The organism is Nakamurella multipartita DSM 44233, assembly GCF_000024365.1.
Classification (GTDB): domain Bacteria; phylum Actinomycetota; class Actinomycetes; order Mycobacteriales; family Nakamurellaceae; genus Nakamurella; species Nakamurella multipartita.
Map to the genome: position 1 here is coordinate 4,604,082 of NC_013235.1, position 12,487 is coordinate 4,616,568.

General features: G+C 70.9%; 13 protein-coding genes. 6 read left to right on the forward strand and 7 right to left on the reverse strand.

Annotated features, from left to right (window positions below; all coding sequences use genetic code 11):
* Positions 1 to 59: 59 nt before the first annotated feature.
* Together NAMU_RS20675 and NAMU_RS20680 are read right to left on the reverse strand one after the other, a co-directional pair.
* Entirely contained in the window at positions 60 to 1,475 is a 1,416-nt protein-coding gene (locus tag NAMU_RS20675; protein ID WP_015749282.1) for a phosphomannomutase/phosphoglucomutase, read from the reverse strand.
* A 203-nt stretch (positions 1,476 to 1,678) separates the two neighbouring features.
* Positions 1,679 to 2,029 (reverse strand): DUF3499 domain-containing protein, encoded by a 351-nt coding sequence (locus tag NAMU_RS20680; protein WP_015749283.1) that lies wholly within the window; start codon positions 2,027 to 2,029, stop codon positions 1,679 to 1,681.
* Positions 2,030 to 2,180: 151 nt separating this feature from the next.
* Between NAMU_RS20680 and NAMU_RS20685 the strand changes: the two genes are divergently transcribed.
* On the forward strand, positions 2,181 to 2,735 hold the full coding sequence (locus NAMU_RS20685; protein ID WP_083786057.1) for a metallopeptidase family protein: 555 nt from the start codon (positions 2,181 to 2,183) through the stop codon (positions 2,733 to 2,735).
* Here NAMU_RS20685 and NAMU_RS20690 read toward each other — a convergent pair.
* Positions 2,728 to 3,129 (reverse strand): YccF domain-containing protein, encoded by a 402-nt coding sequence (locus NAMU_RS20690; RefSeq protein ID WP_015749285.1) that lies wholly within the window; start codon positions 3,127 to 3,129, stop codon positions 2,728 to 2,730. The genes NAMU_RS20685 and NAMU_RS20690 overlap by 8 nt on opposite strands.
* Before the next feature lie 214 nt (positions 3,130 to 3,343).
* A complete protein-coding gene (locus NAMU_RS20695) occupies positions 3,344 to 3,598 on the reverse strand; it encodes a WhiB family transcriptional regulator (protein ID WP_041371174.1) in 255 nt (84 codons plus the stop codon).
* Between the two features lie 325 nt (positions 3,599 to 3,923).
* Between NAMU_RS20695 and NAMU_RS20700 the strand changes: the two genes are divergently transcribed.
* Genes NAMU_RS20700 through NAMU_RS20720 form a run of 5 tightly spaced genes read left to right on the forward strand, consistent with a single transcriptional unit; the run spans position 3,924 to position 9,069 of the window.
* On the forward strand, positions 3,924 to 4,682 hold the full coding sequence (locus NAMU_RS20700) for a site-2 protease family protein (RefSeq protein ID WP_015749287.1): 759 nt from the start codon (positions 3,924 to 3,926) through the stop codon (positions 4,680 to 4,682).
* A gap of 37 nt (positions 4,683 to 4,719) precedes the next feature.
* Positions 4,720 to 6,033 carry a M18 family aminopeptidase gene (locus NAMU_RS20705; protein WP_015749288.1) on the forward strand — a complete coding sequence of 438 codons (1,314 nt, stop codon included), beginning with the start codon at positions 4,720 to 4,722 and terminating at the stop codon, positions 6,031 to 6,033.
* Between the two features lie 60 nt (positions 6,034 to 6,093).
* Positions 6,094 to 7,110, forward strand: a complete 1,017-nt coding sequence (gene cofD / locus NAMU_RS20710; protein WP_015749289.1) for a 2-phospho-L-lactate transferase — start codon at positions 6,094 to 6,096, stop codon at positions 7,108 to 7,110.
* Entirely contained in the window at positions 7,103 to 8,494 is a 1,392-nt protein-coding gene (locus tag NAMU_RS20715; RefSeq protein WP_015749290.1) for a coenzyme F420-0:L-glutamate ligase, read from the forward strand. The genes cofD and NAMU_RS20715 overlap by 8 nt, the downstream gene beginning before the upstream one ends.
* A complete protein-coding gene (locus NAMU_RS20720) occupies positions 8,491 to 9,069 on the forward strand; it encodes an NUDIX hydrolase (RefSeq protein ID WP_217180538.1) in 579 nt (192 codons plus the stop codon). Before NAMU_RS20715 ends, NAMU_RS20720 begins: the two co-directional genes overlap by 4 nt.
* A gap of 9 nt (positions 9,070 to 9,078) precedes the next feature.
* On the opposite strand, the gene NAMU_RS28560 is transcribed toward NAMU_RS20720, so the two are convergent.
* From NAMU_RS28560 to rfbA, 3 genes are all read right to left on the reverse strand, one after another.
* Positions 9,079 to 10,134 carry a DUF7910 domain-containing protein gene (locus tag NAMU_RS28560; protein ID WP_169312532.1) on the reverse strand — a complete coding sequence of 352 codons (1,056 nt, stop codon included), beginning with the start codon at positions 10,132 to 10,134 and terminating at the stop codon, positions 9,079 to 9,081.
* A gap of 313 nt (positions 10,135 to 10,447) precedes the next feature.
* Positions 10,448 to 11,545: a mannose-1-phosphate guanylyltransferase gene (gene manB, locus NAMU_RS20730; protein ID WP_015749293.1), complete on the reverse strand. Its 1,098-nt coding sequence runs from the start codon at positions 11,543 to 11,545 to the stop codon at positions 10,448 to 10,450.
* 34 nt (positions 11,546 to 11,579) lie between these two features.
* A complete protein-coding gene (gene rfbA / locus NAMU_RS20735) occupies positions 11,580 to 12,461 on the reverse strand; it encodes a glucose-1-phosphate thymidylyltransferase RfbA (RefSeq protein WP_015749294.1) in 882 nt (293 codons plus the stop codon).
* Between the last annotated feature and the right edge of the window lie 26 nt (positions 12,462 to 12,487).

Consider the following 12,487-nt stretch of genomic DNA (forward strand, 5'->3'; position numbering starts at 1 on the left):
GTGCCCGATCGCCGGGTGGGCGCCATCCCCCATCGGTCAAGACAGCGGATGACAGGGGGTCACGCGCGGATGAGGGCCAGGATCTCGTCGCGCAGGGCCGCCATGTCGGCCGCCGTCGGCGCCTCCACGTTCAACCGCAGCAGCGGCTCGGTGTTGCTGGAGCGCACGTTGAACCAGCGTCCCCCGTCGAGCGTGACGGTGATCCCGTCCAGCTCGTCCACCTCCGCCCCGTGCTCGGCCGCCCAGCCCCGGATCTCGGCGAGCTTGGCCGGCGCGTCGGCGACGGTCGAGTTGATCTCGCCGGAATTGGCGTAGCGGTCGAACTCGGCGGTGAACTCCGACAGAGGCCGCGGCTGGCCGCCGAGCGCGGCCAGCACGTGCAGCGCGGCGAGCATCCCGGTGTCGGCCCGGAAGAAGTCCGCGAAGTAGTAGTGGGCCGAGTGCTCACCGCCGAAAACCGCGCCGGTGCGGGCCATCTCGGCCTTAATGAACGAGTGCCCGACCCGGGTGCGCACCGGTTGACCGCCGGCCTCGCCGACGATCTCGGGGACCGCCCGGGAGGAGATCAGGTTGTACAGGATGGTCGCCCCCGGATGCCGACCCAGCTCGCGGGTGGCGACCAGCGCGGTGACGGCACTGGGCGAGACGGGCTCGCCGCGCTCGTCCACCACGAAGCAGCGGTCGGCGTCGCCGTCGAAGGCCAGGCCGATGTCGGCCCCGACCTCCCGGACCCGGGCCTGCAGGTCGACCAGGTTGGCCGGATCCAGCGGGTTGGCCTCGTGGTTGGGGAACGATCCGTCCAACTCGAAGTACATCGGATCCACCCGCAGCGGCAGCCCGGCGAACACGGCCGGCACCGTGTACCCGGCCATCCCGTTGCCCGCGTCGACGACCACGTGCAGTGGACGGATCGCAGTCAGGTCGACCAGGTTCAGCAGGTAGGCCGCGTACTCGGACAGCAGGTCCTGTTCGGTGACGACACCGACCCGGTCGGCGGCCAGCGCGGCCGCGTCCCAACCGGCGTCGAGCAGGTCCTGGGCCTCGTCCCGGACCAGGGCCAGTCCGGTGTCCAGGCTGATCGGCACGGCACCGGCCAGGCACATCTTGATGCCGTTGTAGCTGGCCGGGTTGTGCGAGGCGGTAAACATCGCGCCGGGCAGGTTCAGGTGGCCGGCGGCGAAGTAGAGCATGTCGGTCGAGCCGAGCCCGGCCATCACCACGTCCAGGCCGGCCGTGGTCACTCCCTCGGCGAAGGCGCCGGCCAGTTCGGGCGAGGATTCGCGCATGTCGTAGGCGACGACGACGGCGGACGCATCCGGGCTCAGGAAGCGGGCGAAGGCGTAGCCGATCGCGCGCGTCACCTGCGGGGTCAGTTGTGATCCGACCAGTCCGCGGACGTCGTAGGCCTTGACGAATGCGGTCAGCCTGCTCTCGTCCGTGCCGGTCGTGCCGTCGGCCGCGATCGGTCCCGCCACGACATCAATCCTCTCGGTCCGCGCTCACCCCGAATGGGTCCGCGATCGGTGCTCTGCCCAGGTCGTCCCGGGTGGAGACACCGACTGCGGCGTCCCCGGGTTCAGGCAAGGACCCTACCCGGAGGCCCGCAGCCGGGGCCGCGGACGCACCGCGATGGTGAGCATCGCCGCAGCGCGGGCCGCAGCGCAGAAGTAAGGCCCGCTCAGGACTCGGGCGACCGCAGCACCCGCAGGTGACCACGCCGGGATCCCTCGGCCGGCTCCGGCTCGGCCGCCCGTTCGGCGCGGCCGGCCTCGCGGACGGCGTTGGCCAGGGCCTCGAGGTCGTCGTTGCGCGTTCCGGATTCCGACAGTTCGTCCTCGGGACGGACTACTTCCCACCCCTTGGGTGCGGTCAATCCCTGGGCGTGGACCGAACACAGGTCGTAGGAGTGCGGCTCTGCGGCGGTAGCCAAAGGACCGACGACCGCCGTCGAATCGGCATAGGCGAACGTCAGAGTCGCGACGGCCGGGTTGGTACACCCGTTCCGTGAACATCGCCGCAGTCTGGCCACTGCGGCACGATAACGCGACACGGCCGATCGCGGTATCGCGGCACGCCGGAGGAGTCGGCAAGCTCGCGTGCGATAACACCGGATCCGGCCGGCGCACCGGGTGGCCACCACCGCCCGGACGCGGGTCACCGCCCGCCATACTGAGCCGGACATGACCGGCATGGAACCCGATCCCCGCCCCCCGCGCCCCGGCCTGCCCGGGCGTGCGTCCAAGCCTGTCCGCCCGTTCCTGCCCCGGCGGGCCGCCCCGGCGACGGACGAGAGCCCGCGGGTGCGGCGGGATCGCCGGGGCCGGGGGCTGCGCAGCCCCCTGCTGCCGGTGGACGTGCCGGCCTCCCGGACCCGGGCCCAGCGTTTCGATCAGGCGGTGCTGGAGGCCGTGGCCGAGCTCGAGGGGCACTGGCCGGGCAAGTTGGAGGCGCTGGAGTTCGCCGTCGACGAGGTCCCCGGGGTGCCGGCGGACGGGCCGGAGTCGGCTTCCGACGAGGTCGTCCTGGACTCGGGAGTCCCGCTGACCCGCTTCCTGCCGCCGGGCATGGATGCCCGGGGCCGGCCGACCAAGGCCCGGATCGTCGTCTACCGCCGCCCGCTCGAGGTGCGGGCGGGCGACGCCGGCGAACTGGGCGACCTGGTCGCCGAGGTGCTGGGCGAGCAGTTGGCCGCGGTGCTGGGCGAGCCGGACGAGGGCGAGGATCCGGTCAGCTGACCGTCTGCAGGGACCGGGAGTCGCCGAGCGGCACGATCTGCTTGCCCAGCGGGGCCAGGGAGACCGGGATCAGCTTGAAGTTGGCCACGGCCAACGGGATGCCGATGATCGTGATGCACAACGCCAGCCCGGTGACCAGGTGGCCGATGGCCAGCCACAACCCGGCCACGATGAACCAGATGACGTTGCCGATGAACGACGGCGAACCGGCGTCCGGCCGGTTGACCATGGTCCGCCCGAAGGGCCACAGAGCAAAGCCGGCGATCCGGAACGAGGCGATCCCGAAGGGGATCGTGATGATCAGGATGCAGGCGATGACGCCCGTGATGAGGTAGGCCAGGAACATCCAGAAGCCGCACAGCACGAGCCAGATGACGTTGAGAACGAATCGCACGCCATCGACGGTACTGGCTGCCGGCCCACCCGGGCGGGCCCGTCACCCTGGTCGGATGAGACCGGCGCGCGATCGCCGGATCCGACCGCGAATCGATGGCCGCCGGCGCCGGTGGCGCCGCGGTCGCCGACCCCCGCGCAGTCCTGCCCCCCGGGCCGGTCGGCCCACAGGCAGCGCTCAGTCGGCCCGCGGTCGGCCTGCAGCCAGGCCTCGGTCAGCCGGCCGCGCGCTTGAGCCGGCGGCGTTCCCGCTCGCTCAAGCCACCCCAGATCCCGAACCGCTCGTCGTGCGCCAGCGCGTACGACAGGCATTCGGCGCGCACCTCGCAGCCGGTGCAGATCTTCTTGGCCTCGCGGGTCGAGCCCCCCTTCTCCGGGAAGAAGGCCTCGGGATCGGTCTGAGCGCACAGTGCTCTTTCGTGCCATTCCGGTTCGCCGGATTCCTCCGCCGAGAAGGGAATCTGCCGCATGGTGGGCACCCCCAGGTTGGTCACGCGCTACATCCTCACTGTCCGAACTGTGGCGCCGGCGGGCGATCGTGTCGCCTCCGACACCGGGTCCACCGGGGCATCGGGCCCTGTGCCACCCTCGATCGGATGTTCGCCGCGGATCTGCGCTGACGGGGGAACTGATCGAGGACGACCGGTGAATGACACCGATGTGATTACACCCGTGTGTCCCGACTCACGTCAAGCTCGGACGGGTGCTATACGGCGCGTCGCGGCAAGAATTGACTCATCGGTGGGTGAGCAGCGGCACACGTTGCTCTGCGTGACCACCAGGGAGACTGGATGGATGGCCAAATCCCCCGGTGGCAGCTGGATCTTTCCCGTCATCGTGCTCGTCACGGCGGGCGCCGGCGTCGCCGCGCAAGCCTCGACCCGTTCGTCCGGGTGGTTGGGCGTCCCCGTCGAGGTCTGGGTGTTCCTGGTGGTGCTCGGCGGCTGGGTCATCACGCTGTGCCTGCACGAGTTCGCCCACGCCCTGGTCGCCTACGTCGGCGGGGACACCTCGGTGCGGGCCCGCGGGTACCTGACTTTGAACCCGGCCCGGTACACCGACCTGGCCACCTCGGTGATCATGCCGATCATCCTGCTGGCGGTGGGCGGCATTCCCCTGCCCGGTGGCGCGGTGCTGGTCGAGCCGGGCCGGTTGCGCCGGCGCTGGTTCGCCAGCCTGGTCTCGGCCGCCGGTCCGCTGACCAACGTCGTCGCCGGGGTGGTGCTGGCCGTGGTCGCGGCGCCGATCTCCTCGCCGCTGGGCGCGGCCCTGTCCTACCTGGCCCTGCTGCAGTTCGTCGCCGGCATCCTGAACATCCTGCCGATCCCCGGCTTCGACGGGTTCGGCGTCCTGGAGCCGTACCTCTCGCCCCGGTTCACCGAGCGGCTGCGGCCGGCCCGGCCGTGGATTCCGCTGGTCGCCTTCATCATCCTGTTCTCGGTCCCGCAGGCCAGCCGGGCGCTGTTCGGCGCGGCCAACGAGCTGTTCGTCTGGGCGGGCGGCAACACCGCGCTGGCCGCCATCGGCTCGAGCCTGTTCCGGTTCTGGGCCTGAGCGGCTGCGACCCGCGCGAGGTGGGAGAGTCGCAGGGATGAGCGCCGATCATTCCCCCAGCCGGCTCGACGACACCGCGGCCGGGCTGTGTGCCTTCCTGGACGCCTCCCCCACGCCGTTCCACGCCTGCGCCACCGCCGCCGCACTGCTCGAATCGGCCGGCTTCACCCGGCTGGTCGAACGCGACCGGTGGCCCACGGCACCGGGCGAGTACTACCTGATCCGCGGCGGGTCGCTGATCGCCTGGCGGACCGGCCGGTCCGCCGATCCGGCGGCGCCGCTGCGCATCGTCGGCGCCCATACCGACAGCCCCGGGCTGCGGATCAAGCCGAATCCGGACCTGGTCCGCGAGGGGTGGCAGCAGCTGGGCGTCGAGGTCTACGGCGGGCCGCTGCTGGCCAGCTGGGTGGACCGCGACCTGGGCCTGGCCGGACGGATTGCCGTCCGCTCCCCGGACGGCACCGGCGCGGGCACCCGCCTGCTCACCGTGGACGAGCCGCTGCTGCGGGTGTCCGAGCTGGCGATCCACCTCAACCGTGGGGTCAACACCGAGGGTCTGGTGCTCAATCCGCAGCTGCACCTGGCCCCGCACTGGGGCCTGGGCGATCAACCCGGCGACCTGCGCGGTTTCCTGGCCGACCGCCTGGAACTGGCGCGGGGGGACGTCCTGGGCTGGGACCTGATGCCCTACGACCTGACCCCGGCCCGCCGGATCGGGCGGGACCGCGCGCTGATCGCCAGCGCCCGGCTGGACAACCAGGCCACCTGCTACGCCGCGGTGCAGGCGCTGATCCGCGCCGCCGACGACCCGTCCGGCCGGCATCTGATCGCCCTGTTCGACCATGAGGAGGTGGGCAGCGTCTCCGAGCGGGGCGCCCAGTCCACCCTGCTGGCCAGCACGCTCGAGCGCATCGTGCTGGCCGCCGGCGGGGACCGCGAGGACCTGTTGCGGGCACTGGCCGGCACCGTGATCGCCTCCGGGGACATGGCCCACGCCACCCACCCGAACTATCCCGACAAGCACGAGCCCCACCATCGCATCGCCATGAACGGCGGGCCGGTACTCAAGATCAACAATCAGCTGCGGTACGCCACCGACGCGGTCGGCGCGGCGGCGTTCGAGCTGGCCTGCGAGCAGGCCGGGGTGCCGGTCCAGCGATTCGTGGTCCGGTCGGACCTGCCGTGCGGGTCGACCGTCGGGCCGATCACCTCGGCGCTGACCGGGGCGAGCACCGTCGATTTCGGCGCCCCGACTCTGTCCATGCACTCGATCCGGGAGCTGTGCGGGGTCGCCGACCAGGCGATGTACGCCGACGCACTGACCGCGTTCCTGGCTCCGGCCGGCTCCTGACCCCGACCGGGCGGCCCGCGCGGCTCGGCGAGGATCCCACGAGTGGCAGGATCGGCAAGCGTGAGAATTGCAGTCCTGGCCGGCGGAGTCGGCGGCGCGAAGTTCCTGCTCGGCGTCAAGCGTTACCTGGGCCGGCCGGCCTTCGGCCCGGCCCCCGCGGACGAGCACCTGATCACGGCGATCGTGAACACCGCCGATGACATCCGGCTGCACAACCTGCAGATCTGTCCCGATCTGGACTCGTGCATGTACACCCTCTCCGGGGTCTCCGACCGGCAGCGCGGCTGGGGCCGGGCCGACGAGACCTGGACCGTGTCCGGCGAGCTGGCCGGCTACGACGCCGAGGCGCCCTGGTTCTCCCTGGGCGATCGGGACATCGCCACCCACCTGGTCCGGACCCGGATGCTGGACGCGGGCTACCGGCTCTCCGACGTCACCGACGCGCTGTGCCGGCGGTGGCAACCGGGGCTGACCCTGCTGCCGATGACCGACGACCGGGTCGAGACCCATGTGGTCGTCGAGGACCCGGCCGCCGCCCCGGACGCCGACCGGCCAGCCGGCACTCCGGGACCGCTGGTCGCCCTGCACTTCCAGGAATGGTGGATCCGCTATCAGGCCAAGCTGCCGGCGTTGTCCATCAGCCCGATCGGCGCCGAGGAGTCCACGCCCGCGCCCGGCGTGCTCGATGCGATCGCCGAGGCCGACCTGGTCCTGATCGCTCCGTCCAACCCGGTCGTGTCGGTGGGCCCGATCCTGGCCGTGCCGGGCATCGCCGACGCGCTGCGGGCCACCGCCGCCCCAGTCGTCGGCGTCTCCCCGATCATCGGTGCCGCCCCGGTCCGCGGGCACGCCGACAAGTGCCTGGAGGCGGTCGGGGTTCCGGTCAGCGCGCAAGGGGTGGGCCGGCACTACGGGGCCCGGTCCGATGGCGGGGTGCTTGACGCCTTCCTGATCGCGCCGGACGACCGGGCCACCGTGCCCGGGGTGACCGTGGCGGGCCAGCCGCTGCTGATGACCGACCCCGAGCACACCGCCGAGATGGTCGCGGCCTGCGTCCAGGTGGTCGGTCGTGGCTGACCGGCCCACCCCGGATCACCCCGACGACCCCACTCCGGACGGGGCCGCCCCGGCCGGGCTGCAGCTGCTGCCGATCACCGGGCTGCCCGAGTTCCGGCCCGGTGACGACCTGGCCGGCGCCATCGCCGCGGCCGCGCCCTGGCTCACCGACGGCGACGTCCTGCTCGTGACCTCCAAGGTGGTCAGCAAGGTGGAGGGGAGGTTGATCCCCTCCCCCACCGACCCCGAGGAGCGCGACGCACTGCGCCGGCGGCTGATCGACGAGGAATCGGTGCGCCTGGTCGCCCAGATGGGCCGGACCAAGATCGTGGAGAACCGGCTCGGCATCGTCGCCGCCGCGGCCGGTATCGATGCCTCCAACGTGCTGCCCGACGAGATCGCCCTGCTGCCCGACGACCCGGATGCCTCCGCGACGCGGCTGCGAGCGGCGTTCGCCGACCGGGGCCTGGACGTCGGGGTGATCATCACCGACACCCAGGGCCGCGCCTGGCGGCTGGGGGTCACCGATGTGGCCATCGGCGCAGCCGGGCTGGCCGTGCTGACCGATCACCGCGGCGACGTCGACGCCTACGGCAACGAGCTGGTCGTCACCCAGGTGGCCGTCGGCGACGAGCTGGCCGCGGCCGGCGACCTGGTGAAGGGCAAGCTCGGCCAGGTCCCGGTGGCCGTCGCCCGCGGCCTGCGGGCCTCGGGCCCGGGATCGCTCGACCCGGACGCCGAACACCGGACCGCCCGCTCGCTGATCCGGCCCCGCGAGGAGGACCTGTTCCGGCTGGGCACCGACCTGGCGGTGGCCCAGGGACGGCGCGAGGCGGTGCTGCTGCGGCGCACCGTGCGCGAGTTCGCCGACCAACCGGTCGACCCGACGGTGCTGGCCCGCTGCGTGGACATCGCGCTGACCGCGCCGGCTCCGCACCACACCCGGCCGGTGCGCTTCGTCTGGGTCCGCGAGCACCGGGCCGCCCTGCTGGAGGCGATGCTGGCCGCCTGGGAGGCCGACCTGGCCGCGGACGGCTGGAGCGCCGAGCGCATCGCCCGCCGGACGGCCCGCGGGCGGGTGCTGCAGGGCGCGCCGGAGATCGTGGTCCCGATGATCACCGGGGACAGCCGGCACGACTACCCCGACGAACGCCGCCGGTCGGCCGAACGCACCATGTTCACCGTCGCCGGCGGCGCCGCCGTGCAGGCCCTGCTCGTCGCCCTGGCCGCCGAAGGGCTGGGCTCGGCCTGGATCTCATCGACCATCTTCTGCCCGGCCGTGGTCCATGCGGTGCTGAACCTGCCCTCGGACTGGGAGCCGCTGGGCGCGGTGGCCGTCGGGCACCCGAGCACGCCGATCGACGCGCCCCGGCCACCGGCCGGCGGTGGGCTGGTGCTGCGGTGAGCGCCCCGCCGCTGGCCCCGGTCACCGAGGCCGACCGGACCCTGCACGCCGACGTCACCGCGGTGCTGGCGGCGTGGCCGGCTCCCAATCCCGGCCAGGCCGCCGTGCGCGAAGCCTTCCTGGGGTTCTTGGCCGCCCGCCCCGACGCCACCCGGCGCCAGTGCGCGCCCGGCCACATCACCGCCAGCGCGGTCGTGCTCAGCGCCGACCGGCGGCAGGTGCTGCTCACCCTGCACCCGCGGATCGGTCGCTGGGTGCAGCTCGGCGGGCACTGCGAACGCACCGATCGCACCCTGGCCGGCGCGGCCCTGCGGGAGGCCACCGAGGAGTCGGGCATCGACGGGCTGCTGATCGACCCGGTCCCGGTGCACCTGGACGTCCATCCGCTGACCTGTTCGCTGGGCCTGCCGACCCGGCACTTCGATGTCCGCTTCCGGATCATCGCCCCAGCCGGCGCGCGCCCGGTGATCTCCCACGAGTCCGACGACCTGCGTTTCTGGCCGGTCGACGACCTGCCGCCCGGGTTCGACCGCGCCGACCGGGAGCTGATCGCGGCTGCCCTGGGCTCGAGCTGAGTCGGCGGGCTAGACCGTCTGCATCTGGAACTGCTCCCAGGTCTGGGCCACGTCGCGATTCGCCCGCAGCGAGAGTGCTCCGCCGTACTCGGCGCAGACGAACTTCCCGTTCGCCCACGACCGCAGGCTGACGGTGCCGTTCGAATTGCGGATCAGATCGAAGGTCTCCCAGCCGAGCACGGACGACCGGTTGGCGATCAACGGGGAGGCACCGCCGTTGTCGGCACACACGTACATATTGTTCGCCATGGACCGGAGCGCGACCGCTGAGCCGCCCCGGTTGATCATCATGAACTGCTCCCACGCCTGCGCCACGCCGCGGTTCGCGATCAGCTCGCTGGCGCCCCCGTTGTCGGCGCAGACGAACTTGTTGTTGGCAAGCGATCTGAGCGTGACGCGGGTGCCGCTGAGCGTCCGGTCTCCGATGGCGGCCACGACCGACTTGAGCCGGCTGTCACCCGGGGCGACATCGATCTCGAAGTGCATCTCGTCGGTCGTGCCGCGATAGTCGCCACCCCAGTAGATGACATCCCCGAAGAAGCTCAGAATGTTCCGGATGGCCGAAACCTGACTCGATGTAAATGATCCCTTTGCCCCATTAGGGTGAAGAGCCGAATTGAGGTCGATCGCCGTACCCGAAGCGTGATTGGACCACACGCTGGGATTGTTGACATTCCGTCGGTAGTCGTAGCCCCACACTTGGCCGGACCGCAACCCCTCGACTTCCCGATTGAAACGGTCGGCAAGGTGGATCAGGACCGTCGCGACGTCGGACCGAACCGGAATCGAGATCGACGTACCCGGCACGACATAGTTGGCCACACCGATCGCTGATGCCGGGGTGCCCACCGACCAACCGTTGTAGGACGTCTCGACCGCGGCGGCTACAGACATGCGCTGGACGGCCCCGACTCGCGACGCGAAGTGCGGATCATCCGCGGGCGCACCGCACGCTCCGGCACCGCCGGCGACAGGCGCGGCCCCTGCGGTCCCCGCGCCCAGCGCGCCGTACAAACCGATCGCCGCGACTGCCGCACCCGTCCGCAAAAGGCTGCGCCTTGACATCGATTCATGGTGCTCGCACATCGTCCGACCCTTTCCATTCAGGCAAACACGGTGCAAATCGGAGAAATCGCGCAGCGGGCACGGTCGGGGTTCGTCGAAGCTTACTGCCCCGCCTTGAGCGCAGAGACTACCCAAGAAAATGCCGGACGCGAGGTCCGGGGACGAATCAATCGGATGACACGCTTCGATTGATTCCTCACGGTGGGTGTTTTCTCAAGGTTCGCCGGAGACAGACTGGGGGGCGGTGATACTCGGCCGATCTTGGCCCCCGGCGGGCGCGGACCAGCCGGGATGCGTCGTTTCTTACCGGGGGCTAGCCGTCCGTCGAGAACCGGACACTGCCGGCGGGAAGGTTGACATCGGGCCATACACGGATACCCGACCGCAGTTCACAGCGGGCACCGACGAGTGCGCGATCGCCGATCACCGCATCATCGACGATGGAATCGGCGCCGATCCGGGCGTCCGACCCAATCACCGATCGGGTGATCCGGGCGTCTCGATCAACCCGGGCCCCGTCGAAGATCACCGAACCGTCGACCACCGCGCCGGCTTCGATGACCACCCCCCGCCCCACCGTCGAACCGCCTATCACCGACGCGGTTGCCGCGACCGAGGCGCCGTCCAGAATGAGGGCGTCGCCGACCGGCCCGGGCAAGGCCGCCGTCGGCGCCACTCCGCGAACCAGATCGGCCGAGCCGGTCACGAACGCGGCGGGGGTACCCAGGTCCAGCCAGTAGGTCGAGTCGACGTGCCCGGCCAGCACGGCCCCGGACTCCAGCAGGCCCGGGAATGTTTCCCGCTCGACCGAGACCACCCGACCGGCCGGGATCGCCTCCAACACCGAACGCTTGAAGACGTAGCAGCCCGCGTTGATCTGGTTGGTCGGCGGATGCTCGGTCTTCTCCAGGAAGGCAGTGACCCGGCCGTCCGGATCGGTGGGCACGGACCCGAACGCCCGGGCGTCCGCGACCTCGACCAGATGAAGGGTGACATCCGCGGCCAGGTGCCGATGGGTGGCCAGCAGCGCTGTCAGATCGAGCCCGGAGAGGATGTCACCGTTGAAGATGACCGCGGTGTCGGCGCGCAGACGGTCAGCAACGTTGCGGATCGCGCCGCCGGTGCCCAGCGGTTCATCCTCAACCACGTACTCGATGTCCAGGCCGAATGCCGACCCGTCACCGAAGTACTCCGCGAAGGTCTGCGCCTTGTAGCTCGTCCCCAGCACGACGTGGGTCATGCCGGCCGCGTGGATCCGCGACAGCATATGCTCCAAGAAGGGCACACCCGCGGTCGGCAGCATCGGCTTGGCCGCCGACAGGGTCAACGGCCGCAGCCGGGTCCCCTGGCCACCCACCAGGATCACGGCGTCGACGGTGTCGGAATTCGGGTCGGATTTCGGCTGAGTCACCCAGGTCCCCTCGGTTGTACCGGCCGTCGTGAGATCAGCCGATCGCGCCCGCTGCGCGGGCAACGGCCATCACATACTGCCCGTAGGGCGATTTCGCCAGCGACTTCCCGAGCGCCAAGCACTGGTCGGCGTCGATGAAGCCGGCGGCTAGTGCGATCTCCTCCAGACACGAGATTCGGACCCCCTGCCGATGCTCGAGGACCTGGACGAACTCGCCCGCCTCCAACAACGAATCATGGGTACCCGTGTCCAGCCAGGCGAACCCGCGGCCCAGGTCGATCAACGAGGCCTTGCCCTGTTGCAGGAACAGATTGTTCAGATCGGTGATCTCCAGCTCGCCCCGTGCGCTGGGCTTGAGCGAGCGGGCGTGTTCGATGACACTGTTGTCGTAGAAGTAGAGCCCGGTGATTGCCAGATTGGACTTCGGCGCCGCGGGCTTCTCCTCGATGGAGATCAACTTGCCGCTCGCGTCCCGCTCCCCGACGCCGTAGCGCTCGGGGTCGCGAACCGGGTACCCGAACAGCACGCACCCGTCGATGTCCGCGACGGCGTTCTTCAACGTCCGGGAGAAGCCCTGACCGTAGAAGATGTTGTCGCCGAGCACCAGCGCCACCGAGTCGCCGCCGACATGGTCCGCGCCGATGATGAAGGCCTCGGCCAGTCCGTTCGGCGCCGACTGGATGGCGTAGGAGATGCTCAGGCCCCACTCGGACCCGTCGCCGAGCAACCTGCGGAACCCGGCGTTGTCCTCCGGGGTGGTGATCACCAGGATGTCCTGGATACCGGCCAGCATCAGCACCGATAGCGGGTAGTAGATCATCGGCTTGTCGAAGACCGGCAGCAGCTGCTTGGAGACTGCACGCGTGATGGGGTGCAGGCGGGTCCCGGCGCCGCCGGCCAGAATGATGCCCTTCATCGTTCCTCTTCCATCTCAATCACGCA

Bases quoted from the DNA above. Each gene is read 5' to 3' on its own strand.
- NAMU_RS20685 (WP_083786057.1), top strand. From the start codon at position 2,181: ATGACCGGCATGGAACCCGATCCCCGCCCCCCGCGCCCCGGCCTGCCC.
- NAMU_RS20695 (WP_041371174.1), bottom strand. From the start codon at position 3,598: ATGCGGCAGATTCCCTTCTCGGCGGAGGAATCCGGCGAACCGGAATGG.
- NAMU_RS20700 (WP_015749287.1), top strand. From the start codon at position 3,924: ATGGCCAAATCCCCCGGTGGCAGCTGGATCTTTCCCGTCATCGTGCTC.
- NAMU_RS20705 (WP_015749288.1), top strand. From the start codon at position 4,720: ATGAGCGCCGATCATTCCCCCAGCCGGCTCGACGACACCGCGGCCGGG.
- NAMU_RS28560 (WP_169312532.1), bottom strand. From the start codon at position 10,134: ATGTCAAGGCGCAGCCTTTTGCGGACGGGTGCGGCAGTCGCGGCGATC.
- rfbA (WP_015749294.1), bottom strand. From the start codon at position 12,461: ATGAAGGGCATCATTCTGGCCGGCGGCGCCGGGACCCGCCTGCACCCC.